The sequence below is a fragment of the Mycolicibacterium sp. CBM1 genome, from assembly GCF_054073305.1.
Window position 1 is genome coordinate 111,851 of record NZ_JBSXPP010000005.1, and the last position, 19,961, is coordinate 131,811.

The 19,961-nt window shown below is 68.1% G+C and carries 18 protein-coding genes; 10 read left to right on the forward strand and 8 right to left on the reverse strand.

Annotated elements, in window-relative coordinates; translation table 11 throughout:
• The first annotated feature begins 64 nt into the window (after positions 1-64).
• From ACXDF8_RS08610 to fadD17, 3 genes are read left to right on the forward strand one after another with little or no spacing between them, the layout of a single operon-like run.
• A complete protein-coding gene (locus ACXDF8_RS08610; protein ID WP_457222831.1) occupies positions 65-1,249 on the forward strand; it encodes an acyl-CoA dehydrogenase in 1,185 nt (394 codons plus the stop codon).
• A gap of 39 nt (positions 1,250-1,288) precedes the next feature.
• Positions 1,289-2,386: an acyl-CoA dehydrogenase family protein gene (locus tag ACXDF8_RS08615; protein WP_457222832.1), complete on the forward strand. Its 1,098-nt coding sequence runs from the start codon at positions 1,289-1,291 to the stop codon at positions 2,384-2,386.
• A gap of 8 nt (positions 2,387-2,394) precedes the next feature.
• Positions 2,395-3,927, forward strand: a complete 1,533-nt coding sequence (gene fadD17, locus ACXDF8_RS08620; protein WP_457223049.1) for a long-chain-fatty-acid--CoA ligase FadD17 — start codon at positions 2,395-2,397, stop codon at positions 3,925-3,927.
• A 9-nt stretch (positions 3,928-3,936) separates the two neighbouring features.
• Here fadD17 and ACXDF8_RS08625 read toward each other — a convergent pair whose 3' ends face one another.
• Genes ACXDF8_RS08625 through ACXDF8_RS08635 form a run of 3 tightly spaced genes read right to left on the reverse strand, consistent with a single transcriptional unit; the run spans position 3,937 to position 8,316 of the window.
• Positions 3,937-5,517 (reverse strand): acetolactate synthase large subunit, encoded by a 1,581-nt coding sequence (locus ACXDF8_RS08625; protein WP_457222833.1) that lies wholly within the window; start codon positions 5,515-5,517, stop codon positions 3,937-3,939.
• 28 nt (positions 5,518-5,545) lie between these two features.
• The gene (locus tag ACXDF8_RS08630; protein WP_457222834.1) at positions 5,546-6,676 is read right to left on the reverse strand and encodes an NAD(P)H-dependent flavin oxidoreductase; all 1,131 of its coding nucleotides are present in this window, start codon (positions 6,674-6,676) and stop codon (positions 5,546-5,548) included.
• Positions 6,676-8,316, reverse strand: a complete 1,641-nt coding sequence (locus ACXDF8_RS08635) for a medium/long-chain-fatty-acid--CoA/3-oxocholest-4-en-26-oate--CoA ligase (protein ID WP_457222835.1) — start codon at positions 8,314-8,316, stop codon at positions 6,676-6,678. The genes ACXDF8_RS08630 and ACXDF8_RS08635 overlap by 1 nt, the downstream gene beginning before the upstream one ends.
• Positions 8,317-8,385: 69 nt before the next feature.
• On the opposite strand from ACXDF8_RS08635, the gene ACXDF8_RS08640 reads away from it, so the two are divergent.
• Positions 8,386-9,195, forward strand: coding sequence for a crotonase/enoyl-CoA hydratase family protein (locus ACXDF8_RS08640; RefSeq protein ID WP_457222836.1), 810 nt, complete (start codon positions 8,386-8,388; stop codon positions 9,193-9,195).
• A gap of 14 nt (positions 9,196-9,209) precedes the next feature.
• Here ACXDF8_RS08640 and ACXDF8_RS08645 read toward each other — a convergent pair whose 3' ends face one another.
• Together ACXDF8_RS08645 and ACXDF8_RS08650 are read right to left on the reverse strand one after the other, a co-directional pair.
• Positions 9,210-10,061, reverse strand: a complete 852-nt coding sequence (locus ACXDF8_RS08645) for a cutinase family protein (RefSeq protein WP_457223050.1) — start codon at positions 10,059-10,061, stop codon at positions 9,210-9,212.
• A 179-nt stretch (positions 10,062-10,240) separates the two neighbouring features.
• The gene (locus tag ACXDF8_RS08650; RefSeq protein WP_457222837.1) at positions 10,241-11,452 is read right to left on the reverse strand and encodes a cytochrome P450; all 1,212 of its coding nucleotides are present in this window, start codon (positions 11,450-11,452) and stop codon (positions 10,241-10,243) included.
• Positions 11,453-11,510: 58 nt separating this feature from the next.
• Between ACXDF8_RS08650 and ACXDF8_RS08655 the strand changes: the two genes are divergently transcribed.
• Positions 11,511-12,233: an acetoacetate decarboxylase family protein gene (locus ACXDF8_RS08655; protein WP_457222838.1), complete on the forward strand. Its 723-nt coding sequence runs from the start codon at positions 11,511-11,513 to the stop codon at positions 12,231-12,233.
• 57 nt (positions 12,234-12,290) lie between these two features.
• On the opposite strand, the gene ACXDF8_RS08660 is transcribed toward ACXDF8_RS08655, so the two are convergent.
• Positions 12,291-13,322 (reverse strand): LLM class F420-dependent oxidoreductase, encoded by a 1,032-nt coding sequence (locus ACXDF8_RS08660; RefSeq protein ID WP_457222839.1) that lies wholly within the window; start codon positions 13,320-13,322, stop codon positions 12,291-12,293.
• 67 nt (positions 13,323-13,389) lie between these two features.
• Between ACXDF8_RS08660 and ACXDF8_RS08665 the strand changes: the two genes are divergently transcribed.
• The 5 genes from ACXDF8_RS08665 to ACXDF8_RS08685 all read left to right on the forward strand — a co-directional run bounded on the left by ACXDF8_RS08665 (position 13,390) and on the right by ACXDF8_RS08685 (position 17,994).
• A complete protein-coding gene (locus ACXDF8_RS08665) occupies positions 13,390-14,382 on the forward strand; it encodes a Zn-ribbon domain-containing OB-fold protein (protein ID WP_457222840.1) in 993 nt (330 codons plus the stop codon).
• A gap of 13 nt (positions 14,383-14,395) precedes the next feature.
• Positions 14,396-15,457, forward strand: a complete 1,062-nt coding sequence (locus ACXDF8_RS08670) for a thiolase family protein (protein WP_457222841.1) — start codon at positions 14,396-14,398, stop codon at positions 15,455-15,457.
• 2 nt (positions 15,458-15,459) lie between these two features.
• On the forward strand, positions 15,460-16,641 hold the full coding sequence (locus ACXDF8_RS08675; protein WP_457222842.1) for a thiolase family protein: 1,182 nt from the start codon (positions 15,460-15,462) through the stop codon (positions 16,639-16,641).
• 5 nt (positions 16,642-16,646) lie between these two features.
• A complete protein-coding gene (locus ACXDF8_RS08680; protein WP_457222843.1) occupies positions 16,647-17,525 on the forward strand; it encodes a TIGR03619 family F420-dependent LLM class oxidoreductase in 879 nt (292 codons plus the stop codon).
• Positions 17,526-17,592: 67 nt separating this feature from the next.
• The gene (locus ACXDF8_RS08685; protein ID WP_457222844.1) at positions 17,593-17,994 is read left to right on the forward strand and encodes a nuclear transport factor 2 family protein; all 402 of its coding nucleotides are present in this window, start codon (positions 17,593-17,595) and stop codon (positions 17,992-17,994) included.
• A 25-nt stretch (positions 17,995-18,019) separates the two neighbouring features.
• Here ACXDF8_RS08685 and ACXDF8_RS08690 read toward each other — a convergent pair whose 3' ends face one another.
• Entirely contained in the window at positions 18,020-18,613 is a 594-nt protein-coding gene (locus ACXDF8_RS08690; protein ID WP_457222845.1) for a TetR-like C-terminal domain-containing protein, read from the reverse strand.
• A 7-nt stretch (positions 18,614-18,620) separates the two neighbouring features.
• Positions 18,621-19,886: an MFS transporter gene (locus ACXDF8_RS08695; protein ID WP_457223051.1), complete on the reverse strand. Its 1,266-nt coding sequence runs from the start codon at positions 19,884-19,886 to the stop codon at positions 18,621-18,623.
• Positions 19,887-19,961: the final 75 nt, after the last annotated feature.

Below are 19,961 nucleotides of genomic sequence, written 5' to 3' on the forward strand. Positions count from 1 at the left end.
GTGTTACAACCAGGAGTGCCGGCGGGTGGCCGGCGGTACGAGATTTCAGTGAAGGGCCAGGCTCATGCGGATCAGTTACACCCCTGAACAAGAGGAGCTCCGCCGCGAGCTGCGAACGTACTTCGGCAAGCTGATGACCCCTGAGCGCCAGGAAGCGTTGATGTCGACCTCCGGGGGCGAGATCGGCACCGGAAACGTCTACCGCGAGACCGTCGCGCAGATGGGCAAGGACGGTTGGCTCACGCTGAACTGGCCGACCGAATACGGCGGTCAGGCCCGGGACCCGATGGACTCGCTGATCTTCACCGACGAGGCGGCGATCGCCGGCGCACCGGTGCCGTTTTTGACCATCAACAGTGTCGCGCCGACGATCATGGCGTTCGGCACCGACGAGCAGAAGAAGTTCTATCTGCCCAAGATCGCCGCCGGGGACCTGCACTTCGCGATCGGCTACTCCGAGCCCGGCGCCGGAACCGACTTGGCTGCACTGCGCACGACCGCTGTCCGCGACGGTGACGACTACGTGGTCAACGGCCAGAAGATGTGGACCAGTCTGATCCAGTACGCCGACTACGTCTGGCTAGCGGTCCGCACCAACTCCGAGGCAAAGAAACACCGCGGCATCTCGGTGCTGATCGTGCCGACCAGCTCGGACGGCTTCTCCTGGACGCCGGTGCACACGATGGCCGGTGTCGGCACCAGCGCCACCTACTACCAGGATGTGCGCGTACCGGCGTCCAGCCTGGTCGGTGAGGAGAACGGCGGCTGGAAGTTGGTCACCAACCAGCTCAACCACGAGCGGGTCGCGCTGGTCTCTGCCCAGCCGATCTTCCTGGCGCTCAACCAGGTTCGGGAGTGGGCGCAGAACACCAAGGACGCCCACGGCAACCGGCTGATCGATTCGGAGTGGGTGCAGCTCAACCTCGCCCGCGTACTCGCCAAGGCCGAATACCTCAAGCTGATCAACTGGGAACTGGCATCGGCCAAGAGCGGCACCCTCAGCCCCGCCGACGCCTCGGCGGCCAAGGTCTTCGGCACCGAGCTGGCCACCGAGGCCTACCGGCTGCTGATGGAGATCCTCGGCCCCTCGGCCACCCTGCGCCAGGACTCCCCCGGCGCGCTGCTGCGCGGTCGCGTCGAGCGGATGCATCGCGCCGCGCTGATCCTCACCTTCGGCGGTGGCACCAACGAGATCCAGCGCGACATCATCGGGATGGTGGCGCTGGGCCTGCCCCGAGTCAACCGCTGAAACGCGCCGACAACACCACCCCAAGATTTAGGACCGGACATGGACTTCACCAGAACAGAAGCTGCACAGGATCTCTCGGGGCTCGTCGGCACGATCGTGGATGCCGTCTGCACACCTCGGCACCAACGTGAGCTCGACGGCTTGGAGCAGCGTTTCGACACCGAACTGTGGCGCAAGCTCATCGACGCCGACATCCTGTCCACGGCGGCACCGGAAGCCGTGGGCGGTGCGGGGTTCGGTGTGCTGGAGCAGACCGCCATCCTGACCGCGCTCGGCCGCCAGCTCGCAGCGGTGCCGTATCTGCAGTCGGTGGTGCTCGCCGCCGGCGCGGTGGCTCGCTTTGGTTCGGCCGAACTGCAGCAGCAGTGGGCGGTTCCGGCGATATCCGGCGAGAAGATCCTGACGGTCGCATCCGACGGCGAGTTCGGCCAGGGCCCCGTGCAGGCCACCGGATCCGGTAACGGGTTCCGGCTGACCGGAACCCGCACACAGGTCGAGTTCGGTCCGGTCGCCGACGCGTTCCTGGTGCCGGCCGAAACAGATTCCGGTACAAGGGTTTTCCTGGTGACGGCGAATGATCCCGGCGTATCGGTGACCGCGCTGCTGACCACCGGCAAGAACAGCGCCGCCGAACTGGACCTGTCCGGCGTCGAGGTGTCGGCCGACCGCATCGTCGGTCATGCCGATGCGTTGGCCTGGTTGACGATCCACCAGACGCTGGGCCATGCCGCTTTCCAGCTCGGCGTGCTCGAACGCGCGCTCGAGCTGACCGCCGAATACGCCCGCACCCGAGAGCAGTTCGATCGGCCGATCGGCAGCTTCCAGGCTGTCTCGGCGCGGTTGGCCGACGACTACATCGAGGTCAAGGGTCTGGGTCTGGCGCTCGTGCAGGCGTCGTGGCGGCTGTCCGAAGACCTGCCGGCCGACACCGAGGTGGCCACCGCCGCGTTCTGGGCGGCCGAGGCCGGGCACCGGGTAGCCCACACCACTGTGCATGTTCACGGCGGGGTCGGCATCGACATGGACCATCCGATCCACCGCTATTTCCTCACCGCCAAACAGGTCGAATTCGCACTGGGCGGCGCCACCGCGCAACTGCGGCAGATCGGCCGCGAGCTGGCCGACACGCCGGCTTGACCGGGGCCGTGGGCGGCGGGGAGACCGTTACCGATCTGGTGGCACGGCTCGCCGACGTCGACGATCGCGGTGTCCACTCCGACGACGGCTCGTATTCGACCTGGCACCAACACATTCAGGCCGCCGCTGAGTTGGCGGCAGCGCTCACCGAGCGGCTCGACCCGGCGAAGCCACCACATGTGGGGGTGTTGCTGGGCAACACCCCGTTCTTCTCGTCGCTGCTCGTCGCGGCCGCCCTGAGGGGGTTGGTACCGGTCGGCTTGAACCCGACCCGCCGCGGCGAGGCGCTGCGCCGCGACATCGAGCGGGCCGACTGCCAACTGGTGCTCGCCGACGGCGACCCCGGGGGTGAGCAGGCCTACGGGACCGGATTCGCCCCCGAGGGCATGGCCGTCGTCGACGTCACCTCGGCTGCCTGGGCCGACGAGCTGGCCCGGTTCCGCGGTGCCCCGGTCACGTTCACGACGAGCGCACCCGACGACCTGTTCATGCTGATCTTCACCTCCGGCACCAGTGGCGACCCCAAGGCGGTCCGGTGCACGCACGAGAAGGTGGCCGTCCCGGGGGTGATGCTCGCGCAGCGGTTCGGCCTGGGCCCCACCGACACTTGCTACCTGTCGATGCCGCTGTTCCATTCCAATGCGGTGATGGCGGGATGGGCGCCCGCGGTGGCCGCCGGTGCCTCGATCGCGTTGCGCCGCAAGTTCTCCGCGTCCCAGTTCATCCCCGACGTGCGCCGCTTCAATGCCACCTACGCCAATTACGTCGGCAAGCCGATGTCCTACATCCTGGCGACCGCACCGCGGGCCGACGACGCCGACAATCCGCTGCGCATCGTCTACGGCAACGAGGCCGCCCCGCGCGACATCGCGCGGTTCGCCCGGCGGTTCGCGGTGACGGTGGTCGACGGGTTCGGCTCCACTGAGGGCGGCGTGAACATCGCCCGCACCCCCGACACCCCGGACGGTGCGCTCGGCCCGCTACCGGAGGGGCTGGCGATCGTCGACGTCGAAACCGGGCAGCCCTGCCCGCCGGGCGTGGCCGGCGAGCTGGTGAACCTGGCCGGCCCCGGCAACTTCCGCGGCTACTACAACGACGAGGACGCCGAGGCCGAGCGGATGGCCGGCGGCGTCTACCACAGCGGTGATCTGGCCTACCGGGACGATGCCGGCTTCGCGTATTTCGCCGGCCGCCTCGGCGACTGGATGCGCGTCGACGGGGAGAACCTGGGCACCGCGCCCATCGAACGGGTGCTGATGCGCTATCCCGACGTCACCGAGGCGGTGGTGTACCCCATTCCCGATCCGCAGGTCGGCGACCGGGTGATGGCGGCACTGGTGCTGCCCGACGGCACCGCGTTCGACCCGTCCCGTTTCCGGGAGTTCCTGGCCGCGCAGGATGACCTGGGGCCGAAGCAGTGGCCGGCGTTCGTGCGGGTCGCCACCGTGCTGCCGCGCACCGAGACGTTCAAGATCATCAAGCGCCGGCTGTCGGCCGAGGCGCTCGACTGCACGGACCCGGTGTTTGAGATACCGCGCTGAGACGTCGACCTAACCGGTGATCGAGGGCATGACCGCCTCGATCAGATGCGGCCCCGGCTCGGCGAACGCCCACTGCAGCGCGTCGGCCAGTTCTTCGGCGGTCCCAACCCGGCGGGCCGGCACGCCCATCCCCTTGGCGATGCGCACGAAATCCAAAGTGGGGCCGGTCAGGTCGAGCAGTGACTCGGCCTTGGGCCCGGGCCGGCCGCCCTCGGTGCCGCTTTGGGCCCCGACCCGCTGTAGCTCGATCCGCAGGATGTCGTAGGCACGGTTGGCGTAGACCACGGTGGTGATGTCGAGCTGCTCACGGGCTTGCGTCCACAGCGCCGAGATGGTGTACATCGCCGAGCCGTCGGACTCCAGGCACACCACCGGGCGGTCCGGCGCGGCGATCGCCGCCCCGATGGACACCGGCAGGGCGTACCCGATCGCCCCACCGGTCAGCGTCAGCCAATCATGTGCGGGTGCACCCGACGTTGCCTGTGGGAGAAGGAATCCCGAGGTATTGGACTCGTCGACCACGATCGCGCCTTCGGGCAGCAGCGCACCGATGACATCGGCCGAGGTCGCGACGTTCAGCGGGCCCTCCGGCAGCGCGGGGCGCGACAGCGACGCGGTGGCGGCGACCTCTTCCGGGGCGATCCGGGCGGCCAACTCGTCGAGTGCGGCCGCCGCGCCGACCGGCCCGGACAGCGAGTGCACGGTACAGCCGTCGGGCACCAGGTCGCTGGGCTTGCCCGGGTAGGCGAAGAACGACACCGGGTGCGGTGCCCCGGCGAGCACCAGATGCCGGGCTCCGGCGAGCTGGTCGGTAGCGGCCTCGGCGAAGTACGCCAGGCGTTCGACCGCCGGCAACCCGGCGCCCCGCTCCAGCCTGGCCGGGAAGGTCTCGCAGAGCACCCGGGCGCCGGTGGCCTGCGCCAGCCGGACGGCGGCGCACAGCCCTGCCGCCGTGGTGGCGTCACCGCCCACCATGATCACCGTCGGTTCCCCCGACCGCAGCACCGCCTCGACACCGGAGCCGTCAGCCGGCACCGAAACCGGTTGCACGGCAGGTTCTTCCAGCAGCGTCGCGCCGTCACCCCAGGAGATGTCAGCCGGCAGGATGAGGGTGGAGATGTGCCTGCGGCCACGCGCCGTGGCGATGGCCTCGGCGGCGTCTGCCGCCACATCGGTGACCGACTGCGTGCGCCGCAGCCAGCCCGATACGGTGCCCGCCACCGAGTCGATGTCGGATTCCAGCGGGGCGTCGTACTGCTTGTGGTAGGTCGCGTGATCGCCCACCACCACCACCATCGGCACCACGGCACGGCGGGCGTTGTGGAGGTTGGCCAGTCCGTTGCCTAGCCCAGGGCCCAGATGCAGCAGCACCGCGGCCGGGTCACCGCAGACCCGGGCGTAGCCGTCGGCCGCGCCGGTCGCGACACCCTCGAACAGCGTCAGCACCCCGCGCATCTGCGGAACGGTGTCCAGCGCGGCGACGAAGTGCATCTCCGAGGTGCCGGGGTTGGCGAAGCAGACGCGCACATCGCGCTCCACCAGCGTCGTGATCAGTGCCTGTGCGCCGTTGCGGCCAACGTCGATCGTCATCGCGTTCGACTGTAGACGCGCGGCGCGCTCAGCTGTCGCGGATCGTGTCCAGTCTGCGCGTCGCGGCCTCGAACCCGGCGACCAGTTCGGCCACGATGTCGGCGGCCGGCCGGATCTCGTTCATCCGCCCGACGATCTGGCCGACCGGCATGGCGACGGTCGTCGGGTCGGCCGAGGCGCTCATCCGCTGGTGTGCCTCGCTGACCAGGATGTTCTGCAGCGGCATCGGCAGTGGCTCAGGCGCATTCTCGGCGTCCCACGCGTCGGTCCAGCGGCTCTTGAGCAGCCGTGCGGGTTTGCCGGAGTAGATGCGCCTGCGCACGGTGTCGCTCGAGGACGCGGCCAGCAGCGCCTGTTGGATCACCGACGGCCCCGCGCCACCACGCACGCCGAGGTCGTATTCGGCGGCGGCGAGGAACGCCGAGCCCATCCACACCCCGGAGGCGCCCAGCGCCAGCGCCGCGGCGACCTGCCTGCCGGTGCCGATGCCGCCGGCGGCCAGCACCGCGGTCTGCGGGGATGACTCGGCCAGCTCGTCGACGATCTCCGGCCACAGCACCACCGATCCGATCTCACCGGTGTGCCCACCGGCCTCGTGACCCTGGGCGATGACGATGTCGACACCGTTGTCGGCATGGCGCCGTGCGTGTTTGGCCGACCCCGCCAGCGCGGCCACCGGAACCCCCGCCGCGTGGGCCTGGTCGATGACATCCTTCGGCGGCGAGCCCAACGCATTGGCGATCAACTTGATCGGGTGTTTGAGCGCCACCTCGACGTGCGAGCGGGCGATCGAATGCAGCCAGCCCAGGGTGCCTTCGCTGCGGGCGGCGTCGTCGGGCAGCGGCGGGACACCGAGGTCGGCCAGCGTCTTGGCGACGAAGTCGCGGTGGGCCTGCGGGACCAGCTTGTCGATGTCGACGGCGGTGCCCTCGGTGGGCACCTTCGCCGGCATCACCACGTCCACGCCGTACGGCCGTCCGCCGGTGTTGGAGTCCATCCAGTTCAGGACGCCCTCGAGGTCGTCGGGGTGGTTGAACCGCACACAGCCCAACACACCCATGCCGCCGGCCCGGCTCACCGCCGCCGCGACCTTCTCCGACGGGGTGAAGACGAAGATCGGGTAGTCGATGCCGAACCGGTCACACAGTTCGGTGTGCATCAACCCACCGCGCCCGCATGCTTGGCGTGAACCTCGTCGGCGGGACGCTGTTCGGTCTGCTCCTTGGCCCACTTGTAGTCGGGTTTACCCGCCGGTGACCGCTTGACCTCGTCGACCAGCCACAGGCTGCGGGGCACCTTGTAGCCGGCGATCTCCTTGCGCACGAACGCATCCAGATCGCTCAGCGTCGGGCGGGCACCCTCGCGCGGGGCAACCACGGCGGCGACGTGGTTGCCGAATCGCGGATCGGGGACGCCGACCACCAGGGCGTCGAAGACGTCAGGATGGCCCTTGAGCGCGGCCTCCACCTCTTCGGGGTAGACCTTCTCCCCCCCGGTGTTGATCGACACCGAGCCGCGGCCCAGCATCGTGACGGTGCCGTCGGATTCGACGGTGGCGTAGTCGCCGGGAATCGCGTAGCGGACGCCGTTGATGGTGCGGAAGGTCTCGGCGGTCTTCTTCTCGTCCTTGTAGTAGCCGACCGGGATGTGGCCGCTTTTGGCGATGATGCCGCGCACCCCGGAGCCGGGCTGCACCGGGTTGCCCGCCTCGTCGAGCACGACGACGTTCTTGTCGATGGTGACCCGCGGTCCGCTGGCGTGGGATTCGCCCTTGGCGACGACGCTGGTGCCGCCGAATCCGGTCTCGGAGGACCCGATGGAGTCGGTGATGATCCGGTTGGGCAGCAGCTCGAGGAAGGCCTCCTTGAGACTCGGCGAGAACAGCGCCGCGGTGCTGGCGAGCAGGAACAGCGAGGACAGGTCGTGGTCGGAAGCGTCGGTTGTCAGTGCGTCCAGCAGCGGCCGGCCCATGGCGTCACCGGTGAAGAACAACAGGTTCACCTTGTGTTCGGCGATGGTGCGCCAGACGTCCTTCGCGTCGAATTCCGGTGCCAGGACCGTGGTCGAGCCGGTGAACAGCGCACCCCAGGTGGCCGACTGCGTTGCGCCGTGGATCATCGGCGGGATCGGGAAGCGGATCATCGGCGGGCCGGCGGCGGCTTGCTCGGCAAGGTCGAACTCGGCCTTGTATTCGCCGGTGGCGAAGTCGATTCCGCCCAGCAGTACCCGGAAGATGTCCTCGTGGCGCCACATCACGCCCTTGGGGAAGCCGGTGGTGCCGCCGGTGTAAAGCAGGTAGATGTCGTTGGCGCTGCGCTCGCCGAAATCGCGCACCGGGGAGCCCTGGGCGATCGCCTCGTAGAACTCCACACCGCCGTAGCGCCGGTAGTCCTTGTCCGTCCCGTCCTCGACGACCAGAACGGTCTTGACCTTGGGCGTCTCGGGCAGCACGTTGGCCACCCGGTCGGCGTACTGGCGTTCGTGCACCAGCGCGACCATGTCGGAGTTGTCGAACATATACCGCAGTTCGGCCTCGACGTAGCGGAAGTTGATGTTCACCATCACCGCCCCGGCCTTGACGATGCCCAGCATCGCGATGACGATCTCGATGCGGTTGCGGCAGTACAGGCCGACCTTGTCGTCCTTCTTCACGCCCTGGTCGATGAGGTAGTGGGCCAGGCGGTTGGCCTTCTCCTCCAGCTCGGCGTAGGTGATCTGCTCGTCACCACAGATCAGGGCAACACGGTCAGGCACAGCGTCGATGGCGTGCTCGGCTAGATCAGCTATGTTCAGGGCCACGGACCCAAATTAGAACGTGTTACATTTCCACACAAGTCTGTGGTCTCGGCGAAGAAAGGCGGACTGCCCGTGAGCGAGCCGGAAAGCACTGCGAAGGGCCCTGACGCCCTCATCGAGCAGCGCGGACATACCTTGATCGTGACGCTCAACCGGCCCGAGGCGCGCAATGCCCTTTCCACTGAGATGCTCTCGATCATGGTCGAGGCCTGGGACCGGGTCGACAACGATCCAGACATCCGGGTTTGCATCCTCACCGGCGCCGGCGGCTACTTCTGTGCCGGGATGGACCTCAAGGCCGCGACGGCCAGGCCGCCGGGCGACTCGTTCAAGGACGGCAGCTACGACCCCTCACGGATCGACGGCCTGCTCAAGGGCCGCCGTCTCACCAAGCCGCTGATCGCCGCGGTCGAGGGGCCCGCCATCGCCGGCGGCACCGAGATCCTGCAGGGCACCGACATCCGGGTGGCCGGTGAGAGCGCGAAGTTCGGAATCTCCGAGGCCAAGTGGAGCCTGTACCCGATGGGCGGCTCGGCGGTGCGCCTGGTGCGCCAGATCCCCTATACGATCGCCTGCGACCTGCTGCTGACCGGCCGCCACATCACCGCGGCGGAGGCACTGGAGTACGGGCTGATCGGCCACGTGGTGCCCGACGGCACCGCGTTGGACAAGGCGCTGGAGATCGCCGAGGTGATCTCGAACAACGGCCCGCTGGCCGTGCAGGCGATCTTGCGCTCGATCCGCGAGACCGAGGGCCTGCACGAGAACGACGCGTTCAAGATCGACACCAGGATCGGCATCGAAGTCTTCCTCAGCGAGGACGCCAAAGAAGGCCCCCTGGCGTTCAAGGAGAAGCGCGCCCCGCAGTTCAAGATGCGCTGAGCCGCGCCGCTGGTTCAGCTGTGGCCGGCGGTCTGCGTCAGCGGCTTGCCCGCCTCGGCGGCGGCGGACTTTCCCGCCTCGGCGGCGGCGGACTTTCCCGCCTCGGCGGCGGCGGACTTTCCCGCCTCGGCGGCGGCGACCTTCTGCGCGACGAAACCGGCTGCCTGCGCGGTCATCCCGTTGAGGGCGTAGGCGCCGTGGGCGCCGTTGTCGCCGCCCACCGGCGAGCAGACCGGGTCGTCGGGCACGCACTGGTCGATCGTCTTGGGTGCGTAGAGGCCACCCACGTCGATCGGCGGCGCGGTGCGGTCGACGAAGTTCAGGAATCCGTTCGACGGCTTGCCGAACAGCGCGACAGCGGCGACGTGTTTGGCGATTTCAGGCGCCATCGGGCCGGACAGGCCCGGCGGCAGGGTGTAGCCGTCCGGGATCTTGTCGGACGTGACGTAGCCGACCACCGCGGCACCCTGCGAGTACCCGCCGAGCACCACCTGGGTGTTCGGGCAGCGCACCGCCATGTCGCGGACCCGGTTGCTGGCGTCGATGACGCCGTCGACCGCGGTCGAGAAGTTCAGCGAGGCTGGGTAGTCCACCGGATAGACGTCGACCGACTTGCCGCCGAGCTGGGGTTGGGCGCGCAGTTCGTCGGTGAACGCCTGCCCGATGTTGCCGACGCCGGGCGGCTCGAAGGTGCCGCGGGCGAAGATCACCTCGACGTCGGGGCATCCCTCGTCGGCCGCCGCGACGGGGATGCCTATCGACCCGGCCAGGAGTCCGGCCCCGGTCAGTATCGCCGCGCAGAACAGCCGAACGATCGCGGCACCGGCGGACGCACGCCTCACGATCCGGGCCCGTTCGATTCCCATACCACTCATGTCGCTCCACAAGCTCGTGATGGACCCCGGCTCGGGTAGCCACACCGCTTCCCCCGAGGTGCGGTCGTGGTTCCCGCAACCGGCACAATCCAAACCCGCACTCGCGGATGCAATCAGATGGAGCGCACGACGTGGTTGCGCAGATGGTCCAAGACGACGAACGCCTTGTGCTAGGCCATGACCGGCTTGGACGGGGTGAACACCACCGGCATCGCTTCCAGGCCGCTGACGAAGTTGGCCGGGCGCAGCGGCAGAGCGGTCTCGTCGGCCAGGCGCAGGTCCGGCAGCCGGGTCAGCAGCTTGCGCACCATCGTGGACAACTCCAGGCGCGCCAGCTGGTTACCGAGGCAGAAGTGTGTTCCGAACCCGAATGCCAGGTGACTGTTGGGATTGCGGTCGATGCGGAAGTTCTCCGGGTCGCCGAACACCGCCTCGTCGAAGTTCGCCGACTCGAACATCAGCAGCATCTTCTCCCCCGCGCGAAGCTGCGCGCCATGAAAGTCGATGTCACGCAACAGGGTACGGGCCATGTTCTTCACCGGTGACGTCCAGCGCAGCATCTCCTCGACGGCGCCCGCCACCCGATTTTCGTCGGAGACCAATTGCTGCCACTGATCCTTGTGGCGCAGAAGCTGTTCGGTGCCACCGGAGAGGGTGTGGCGGGTGGTCTCGTCACCGCCGATGAGGATGAGCAGTGTTTCGAAGATGATCTCGTCATCAGCCATCCGCTGGCCCTCGACCTCGGAGTTGACCAGGATGGAGAACAGGTCGTCGGTCGGCTCGGCCCGGCGCTTGGCGATGGTCTCGGTAGCGTAGGCCGAGTACCCGGCGAACGCGTCCATCACCGCCTGCAGCGTCTCGGCGTCGGCGGCAGAGTTCAAGCCGCACACCAGATCATCGGACCACTTGAGCAACGTCGAGCGTTCGTCGGGCAGTACACCGAGCATGTCACCGATCACCGCCATCGGCAGCGGCGCGGCGATGTCGCGCACGAAGTCGCATTCGCCGCGCTCACACACCGCATCGATCAGCGTGTCACACAAGGTGTCGATGCCGGCGACCTTGTCCATCACCCGCTTACGGGTGAAACCCGCGTTGACCAGCTTGCGGCGCAACAGATGTCCGGGATCGTCCATGTCGATCATGTAGGGCATGCCCGGGTTGTCGGGCCGGATGCCACCGGTGTTGGAGAAGGTCTCGGGGTCCCGCTCGGCCTCGATGACCGCCTGATAGGTCGCCGCGGCAGCGAGCCCGTTGCGGTCACGGAAGACCGGCTCGTTGGACCGCATCCAGCGGTACGCCTCGCGCGCGGCGCCGTCGGCGTAGAAATTGCCGTCCGTGAGATCGACATTCGGCTTGGCCGGGGCCAGAGTTCCCGTCATCTGCTTCCCTCCACTACTTCTGTGCACGCACCGTGTCAAAGCGGATTACAGTGGCCGCATGCCTGATTCGCAGCAGCACACCATTGCCGGCACGGTCCTGACCATGCCGGTGCGTATTCGCAAGGCCGCCGTCCACACGGCGATGTTCTCGGTCCCGGCCGACGCTGCGCAGCGCCTCATCGACTACAGCGGCTTGCACGTCTGCCAGTTCCGGCCGGGCCGCGCGGTCGTGACGCTGATGCTGGCCCGCTACATCGACGGCGATCTCGGCAAGTACAACGAGTTCGGTACGTGCGTGATGGTCAACCCGCCCGGGTCGAACGCCAGCGGCTTCAAGGCCCTCGGCAACGCCGCGGCCTTCATCCACCACCTGCCCGTCGACCAGTCCTTCACCCTGGAGGCCGGCCGCACGATCTGGGGCTTCCCCAAGATCATGGCGGACTTCAAAATCCGCGACGCCAACCCGTTCACGTTCGAGGTCAGCGAGGGTGGATCGCTGATCGCCGGCATGGAGTTCGACCGCGGCCTGCCGGTGCCCATGCCGCGGCCGCGCACACAGGTGTTGAAGACCTACACCTTCGCCGAGGGCACCACCCGCGAGGTGCCGTGGGAGATGAAGAATTCCGGGCTGCGCTTCCGGCCGGGCGGTGTGACGCTGCGCCTTGGCGATCATCCATACGCCAAGGAACTCGCCTCGCTGGGGCTGCCCAAGCGCGCGATGGTGTCCGGGTCGGTCGCCCATGTCGAGATGACGTTCGGCGACGCCCACATCCTGAGCTGAGCGCCCGAACGTCATCACGTCAATGTAGAGCCGGGCTAGACACTTCGCAAGAAGTGTCTACAGCAGTGCGGCGGCTTCCCGGATCTGTTCGGGGCTGCGGGCGCCGATGACCATCATCGTCACGCCGGCTTCTTCCCAGGCGACGATCTGTTTGCGGACGTAGTCGATGTCGCCGACGATCGCCGAGTCGTCGACGAGTTCGTCGGGAACGGCCTTGGCCGCTTCGTCTTTGCGATCGCTGCGAAACAGCCGGGTGACCTCGTCGACCACGTCGGAGTAGCCCATCCGCCGGTAGACATCGGCGTGGAAGTTGGTGTCCTCGGCACCCATTCCACCCATGTAGAGGGCCAGGTGCGGCTTGATCAGCTCGAGTACCGAGGCCCGGTCGTCGGTGACCACCACCTGGGCGGTCGCGCAGATTTCGAAGTCCTCGCGCGAGCGGCGCGCGCCGGGGCGGGCGAAGCCCTCGTCGAGCCACTCGTTGTACATCGGTGCCAGGCGCGGCGAGTAGAAGATCGGTAGCCAGCCGTCACAGATTTCGGCAGCCAGTGCGACGTTTTTGGGCCCTTCGGCACCGAGCATGATCGGGATGTCGGCGCGTCTGGGATGCACGATCGGCTTGAGCGGCTTGCCCAGGCCGGTGGTGCCCTCCCCGGTCAGCGGCAGCGGATAGTGCGGGCCGGCGCTGGTCACCGGGGCCTCTCGGGCCCACACCTGCCGCACGATGTCGATGTACTCGCGGGTGCGCGCCAGCGGCTTGGGGAAGCGCTGCCCGTACCAGCCCTCGACGACCTGCGGGCCGGAGACACCCAGCCCCAGGATGTGGCGGCCACCGCAGAGGTGATCCAGCGTCAGCGAGGCCATCGCGCACGCCGTCGGAGTGCGCGCCGACAGCTGCACCACCGAGGTCCCCAGGCGCATCTGGGTGGTCTCCCGGCCCCACCACGCCAGCGGGGTGAAGGCATCCGAGCCCCACGCCTCGGCGGTGAACACCGTGTCGTAGCCGGCCTCCTCGGCGACGGCCACCAGTTCGGCATGGTTCGTAGGGGGCTGAGCACCCCAGTATCCAAGTTGCAGTCCCAGCTTCATCGCTACCGCCTTTCTCTCCGAGACACGGTTCTTGCCACGATTCTTAGAACCTGTTCTACTCGATGCTGTGACCACCAGCCAAAGCAGCCCGGTGCAGATCGACACGCATCAGAAGCCCCTTTCGGCACCGCTGAAACTGTCATTTGACTACACCCGTTCAGTCGGACCGCTCCTCGGCCAGTTCTTCACCGCTCTGCGCGGACGGCGCATCGTCGGAGTCCGGGGTTCGGACGGCCGGGTGCTGGTGCCGCCCGCTGAGTATGACCCGGTGACCTACGCTCCGTTGACCGAGGTGGTGCCCGTCGCCAGCGTGGGGACGGTGCAGTCGTGGACTTGGCAGCCCGAGCCGCTGGAAGGTCAGCCCTTGGACACTCCGTTCGCCTGGGCGTTGATCAAGCTCGACGGCGCCGATACCGCCCTCTTGCACGCCGTGGCGGCCGAGTCCGCCGATGCGATCAAGACCGGTGACCGGGTGCACGCCCACTGGGTGGACGAACCGGTCGGCGCCATCACCGACATCGCCTACTTCGCACCCGGCGACGCTGCGGAATCCGTGCCCGACGCGGCCGACGACCTGGAGCCGGTGACCATGCTGGTGTGCCCCAGCAGCATCGAAATCGAGCACACTGCATCACTTCCGGAGAGCGCGTTCCTGCGTGGACTCGAGGACGGCAAGCTGCTCGGCGCCCGCACCGGCGAAGCCGGCAAGGTGTACTTCCCGCCGAAGGAGGCGGATCCGGCCACGGGTCACGAGCTGGACAACTTCGTCGAGCTGTCCGACAAGGGCACCGTGACGACGTTTGCCATCATCAACATCCCGTTCGCCGGTCAACGGATCAAACCGCCCTACGTGGCCGCCTACGTCCTGCTCGACGGTGCTGACATCCCGTTCCTGCACCTTATTCAGGAGATCGACGTGGCCGACGTGCGGATGGGCATGCGGGTGCAGGCGGTGTGGAAGCCGCGCGAGGAATGGGGCCTGGGCATCGACAACATCGAGTACTTCAAGCCCACCGGCGAACCCGACGCCGACTACGACACCTACAAGCACCACCTCTAAAGGGATTGGCCACATGTCATTTCGCGATGTAGCGGTTGTCGGCTTCGCCCATGCCCCGCATGTACGGCGCACCAGCGGCACCACCAACGGTGTCGAGATGCTGATGCCGTGTTTCCAGCAGCTCTACACCGAGCTCGGCCTCAAGCAGACCGATATCGGCTTCTGGTGCTCCGGCTCGTCGGATTACCTTGCCGGACGCGCATTCTCGTTCATCTCAGCGATCGACTCGATCGGCGCGGTGCCGCCGATCAACGAGTCGCACGTGGAAATGGACGCGGCGTGGGCACTCTACGAGGCCTATATCAAGATCCTCACCGGTGAGGTCGAGACCGCACTGGTCTACGGTTTCGGCAAGTCCTCGGCGGGCACCCTGCGCCGGGTGCTGGCACTGCAGACCGACCCGTACACCGTCGCGCCGCTGTGGCCGGACTCGGTGTCCATCGCGGGCCTGCAGGCCCGCTTCGGCCTGGACTCCGGCAAGTGGACCGAAGAGCAGATGGCTCAGGTCGCACTGGATTCGTTCGCGGCGGCCGGGCGCACCGATTCCGAGAAACCGGCAAAGAGTATCGACGAGCTGCTCTCGCGACCGTACGTCGCCGAACCGCTTCGGCGACACGACATTGCGCCGATCACCGACGGCGCCTCGGCAATCGTGCTGGCCGCCGGGGACCGGGCCCGCGAGCTGCGGGAAAACCCCGCCTGGATCACCGGATTCGAGCACCGCATCGAGACACCGGTGCTCGGTGCCCGCGACCTGACCACGTCGCCGTCGACGGCGGCGTCGGCCCAGGCGGCCACCGGCGGCGACACCGCCTCGATCGAAATCGCCGAGATCTACGCACCCTTCAGCCACCAGCAGCTGATCCTCACCGAGGCGATCGGCCTGCCGGCGTCGACGAAGGTCAACCCGTCCGGCGGCGCACTGGCCGCCAATCCGATGTTCTCCGCCGGCCTGGAGCGGATCGGATTCGCCGCCCAGCACATCTTCGATGGTTCGGCGGCTCGCGTGCTGGCTCATGCCACCAGCGGCCCTGCGCTGCAACAGAATCTGGTCGCCGTGCTGGAGGGGAAGTAGTCATGGCCAAAAAACTCGCCGCGGTCCTCGGAACGGGGCAGACGAAGTACGTCGCCAAGCGCAAAGACGTCTCGATGAACGGCCTGGTGCGCGAGGCGATCGACCGGGCGCTGGAGGACTCGGGATCGACATTCGCCGACATCGACGCCGTCGTCGTGGGTAAGGCCCCCGACTTCTTCGAGGGCGTGATGATGCCCGAGCTGTTCATGGCCGACGCTGTCGGAGCCACGGGCAAGCCACTGATCCGGGTCCATACCGCGGGTTCGGTGGGCGGCTCGACCGCGATCGTCGCCGCCAGCCTGGTGCAGTCCGGCAAGTACAAGCGCGTCCTGACGATGGCATGGGAGAAGCAGTCGGAGTCCAATGCCATGTGGGCGTTGAGCATTCCGGTGCCGTTCACCAAGCCGGTCGGGGCGGGTGCGGGTGGGTACTTCGCGCCGCACGTGCGCGCCTACATCCGACGCTCCGGCGCGCCTACGAATATCGGCGCCATCGTGGCGGTCAAGGACCGGCTCAACGGCGCCAAGAACCCCTTGGCTCACCTGCACCAGCCCGACATCACCGTCGAGAAGGTGATGCAGTCGCCGATGCTGTGGGATCCGATCCGCTACGACGAGACCTGCCCCTCCTCCGACGGTGCGGCCGCCATGGTGATCGGCAACGAGGAAGCCGCCGACGCCTGGGTGGCGAAGGGGCATCCCGTCGCGTGGATCCACGCAACGGCGCTGCGCACCGAACCGCTCGCCTACGCCGGCCGTGACCAAGTCAATCCGCAGGCCAGCCGCGACGCGGCGGCAGCACTGTGGAAGGCCGCCGGCATCACCAGCCCGATCGACGAGATCGACGTGGCCGAGGTATATGTCCCGTTCTCCTGGTATGAGCCGATGTGGCTGGAAAGCCTCGGCTTCGCGGCCGAGGGCGACGGCTGGAAACTCACCGAGGCCGGCGAAACAGCCATCGGCGGGCGAATTCCGTTCAATCCCTCCGGTGGTGTGCTCAGCTCGAATCCCATTGGCGCGTCGGGCATGATCCGGTTCGCCGAGTCGGCGATCCAGGTGATGGGCAAGGCCGGCGACCACCAGGTCGACGGTGCGCGCAAGGCGTTGGGCCATGCCTACGGCGGCGGCGCACAGTACTTCTCGATGTGGGTTGTCAGCAGCGACAAGCCCGCCGCCAAGCCATGACTCGTATGCAATACACGGTCAGTATCGCGTTCAGCCCGCTGGACCAACTGATCGAGATCGCCCGCGCCGCGGAGGAACTCGGCTTCGACAACATCGCTCTGCCGGACTCGATCTTCTATTTCGAGAAGCAATCGGTCGACTATCCCTACACCGCCGACGGCAAGCGGATGTTCGACGAGTCTTCGCCCTGGGTCGATCCACTGATCCTCGCGGCGACGTTGGGTGCGGTGACGCAGAAGCTGCGCTTCTACACCAACGTGATGAAACTCGGCTCACGCAATCCGCTGCTGCTGGCCCGTCAGGTCGGTTCGGTAGCCAACCTGACCAACAACCGATTCGGCTTCGGTGTCGGGATCGGCTGGGCACCAGAGGAATTCGAGTGGTGTGGAGTTCCCTACGCCAAGCGCGGCAAGCGTGTCGACGAGATGATCGACGTCATCAAGCTGGTGCTCGCCGGCGGCATGGTCGAACACCACGGCGAGTTCTACGACTTCGACCGGCTGCAGATGAGCCCGGCACCGACCATGCCGGTGCCGTTCTACGTCGGCGGCCACACCGATGTGGCGCTCAAGCGCGCCGTCCGCATCGGTGACGGCTGGACCAGCGCGATGATGACCTGCGACCAACTGGCCGAGACGATCTCGAAGCTCAAGACGCTGCTGGCCGAGGCCGGCCGCGGCGACGACCCGTTCGAATACCAGGCGGTGTGCATCGACAAATTCGGCGTCGACGGCCACCGCGACCTGGTGGCCGCGGGCGTCACCGACTACATCGGGATTCCCTGGGTGTTCGACGGTCTCGCCTTCGACGCACCGGTGGTCGAGAAGATCGACTCGATGAAGCGCTTCGCCGACACCTACATCCACTCCGGTTGGCAGGACTGACGGTGGGAGTCAGTGGGGATCGCCGCGAGGACCGAGCGAGGACCGCAGCGAGCGAGGTAGAAGGGCGATGAGCACGCCTGCCCACGAGGCGGGGCGCCGATCCCGCGAGGCCGCGATGGCCCATGACAAGGACGCGTGGCTGGCGGTGTTCGCCGACGACGCCATCGTCGAGGACCCGATCGGTCCGTCGCATTTCGACCCCGACGGCAACGGCCACCGCGGCAAGGAAGCGATCGCGAAGTTCTACGACATGGCGATCGCACCGAGCTCGCTGCAGTTCCACTTCGAGAAGACCTACCAGTGCGGCAACGAGGAAGCCAACGTCGGCCACATCGTGATCGAGTCCAGCGGCTATCGGGTGATTGCCGAGGGCGTGTTTACCTACCGCGTCAATGATTCCGGAAAGATCGTTGCGCTGCGGGCATATTGGGAGCTCGACAAAGCCACCGCAAGCGCGCGGCCGATCTGATTCAAGGGCGGGGGCGCCGTCATGATCAGGGCCGAAGGCCTCGCCACACCGTCTCGGTGAGGCTGCTGACCGCGGCGTCGTCGAGCGGCGGCATGCCCAGGGTCAGCCGGTAGTACGGCGGGGACACCAGAGCGTCGACGGTCACCTCGATATCGGTGTCGGCGGGGATCTCCCCGGCAGCGGCGGCGTTTCGCAGGATCTCGGCAACTGCCTCCCGGCGTGGTGTTATCCACTGGTCGAGCACAGCGCGGGTGATGTCGCCGTCCGAGGCCGACGCGGCGATGACGTTGCGCAGCAACGGGCCTGTCGGAGGTTCGGCGAGGATGCGGTTGAGTTCGCGGACGTGGTGGCGCAGCGCCTCGGGCGAACTGCTGCCCGGTGGCCGCACGATCGAGTCGTGCACCGACTCCAGCAGGCCCTCCAGCACGATGGCCGCGGCGGAGGGCCACCACTTGTAGATCGTGGTGCGGCTGACTCCGGCGCGTTTGGCGATCGCGTCGACACTGGCCGCCGCGGGTCCGCCCGCCAGGGCCAGGTCGACGGCGGCGCGCACGACCGCGGCCCGCACCCGCGGGCTGCGCGGCCTGCCGCGCCGGGGTGTCCCGTCCTCACCGACCACCCGCTGATCATAGGGAGGGGGGCGGTGCGGACAGGGCCGGTCGGTATGCCCGGTGCCCGGCTGTCACCACCGCCAGGCATACCGCCGCAGCCACCGCACCGGCGCCGAACATCGCCGGGTAGGTCAGCACCCCGGGCAGTGCCTGCGCGGCCACGGCCAACACCACCGGCACACCGAAGCCCAGATAGCTGATGCCGTAGAACACCGCGGTCAGCCCGGCCAGGTCGTCCGGCCCGGCGATGCGCTGCACCTCCTGCAGGCCGGCGACCAGCGCCATGCCATACCCGCATCCCAGCAGGGCCGCCGCCGGCAACGCGGTCCACACACTCAGATGTGCCGCGGCCCACGCTGCCAGCGCCATGCCCGCCACCAGCAGGGCCAGGGCGACAACCACCGCGCGCACCCCGCCTGGGGCGTCGACCCGACGGCCGAGGGACTGGACGACGAATCCGCAGCCGAGCGTCACCACGCACAGCAGCGCCGAGAACGCCACCGGCGCGCGGCCGACACGGTCGGCCATCAAGGCCGGCATCACCGCGTACGCGGAGGCGGCGGCGCCGAACACCCAGGGCGCCAACGGCATGGTGACGAACACGAACCGGCGGTGCGCCGCCGAGGGAATCCTCAGGTCGGCCCGCAGCGGCCGGTCGTCGCGGCGCCCCGCCCGCGTCTCCGGCGCCCCGGCGACGGCCACCCCCGCGGCCAGCGCCAGTACGACGTTGACCGCGTACGGCAGCGAGCCGGGCCACGGCGCCCATTGGGCGAGCACCCCGGCGACTCCCGCACCGGCAGCGAATCCGGCCGTCAGGCTCATCGCCGCGCGCCGGACACCACCGGTGCCGTCACCCCACGGCGGCGACGACAGTTCCTTGATCCAGCTCCCACCGACCGCCATGGCCAGACCCAGCGCGACACCGCTGAGCACCCGGCCGGCGATCAGCAGGGGCACGGAGGTCGCACCGAGCGCCAGCAGCAGGGACCCCGCGGCGGCCAGCGGGGGCGCCGGCAGCATCAGCGGCCGCCGCCCGAACCGGTCGGACAACGGACCGCCGATCAGGAGCGCGGGCACGATGCCCAGAACGTAGGCGAACAGCAGGACGTCGACGGTGATCGCCGAAAACCCGTGCGCCTGGCGGTACATCACCAGTAGCGGAGTGAACTCGTTGCCGCCCCAGGCGATAGCGAAGGTCGCTGCCGCCGCCCGCAGCCAGGCGCGCGAGGTCCCGGCGCGCTGCGGTGATGGCAGCGGCCGATGCGTGGCCGGCACGCTCATCGGGAGGATCCCGGCTGCGGATTTTGTGAACACTCTGTCCACTATAAACCTGTTGTCGCCGGCCTCTCGGCTACC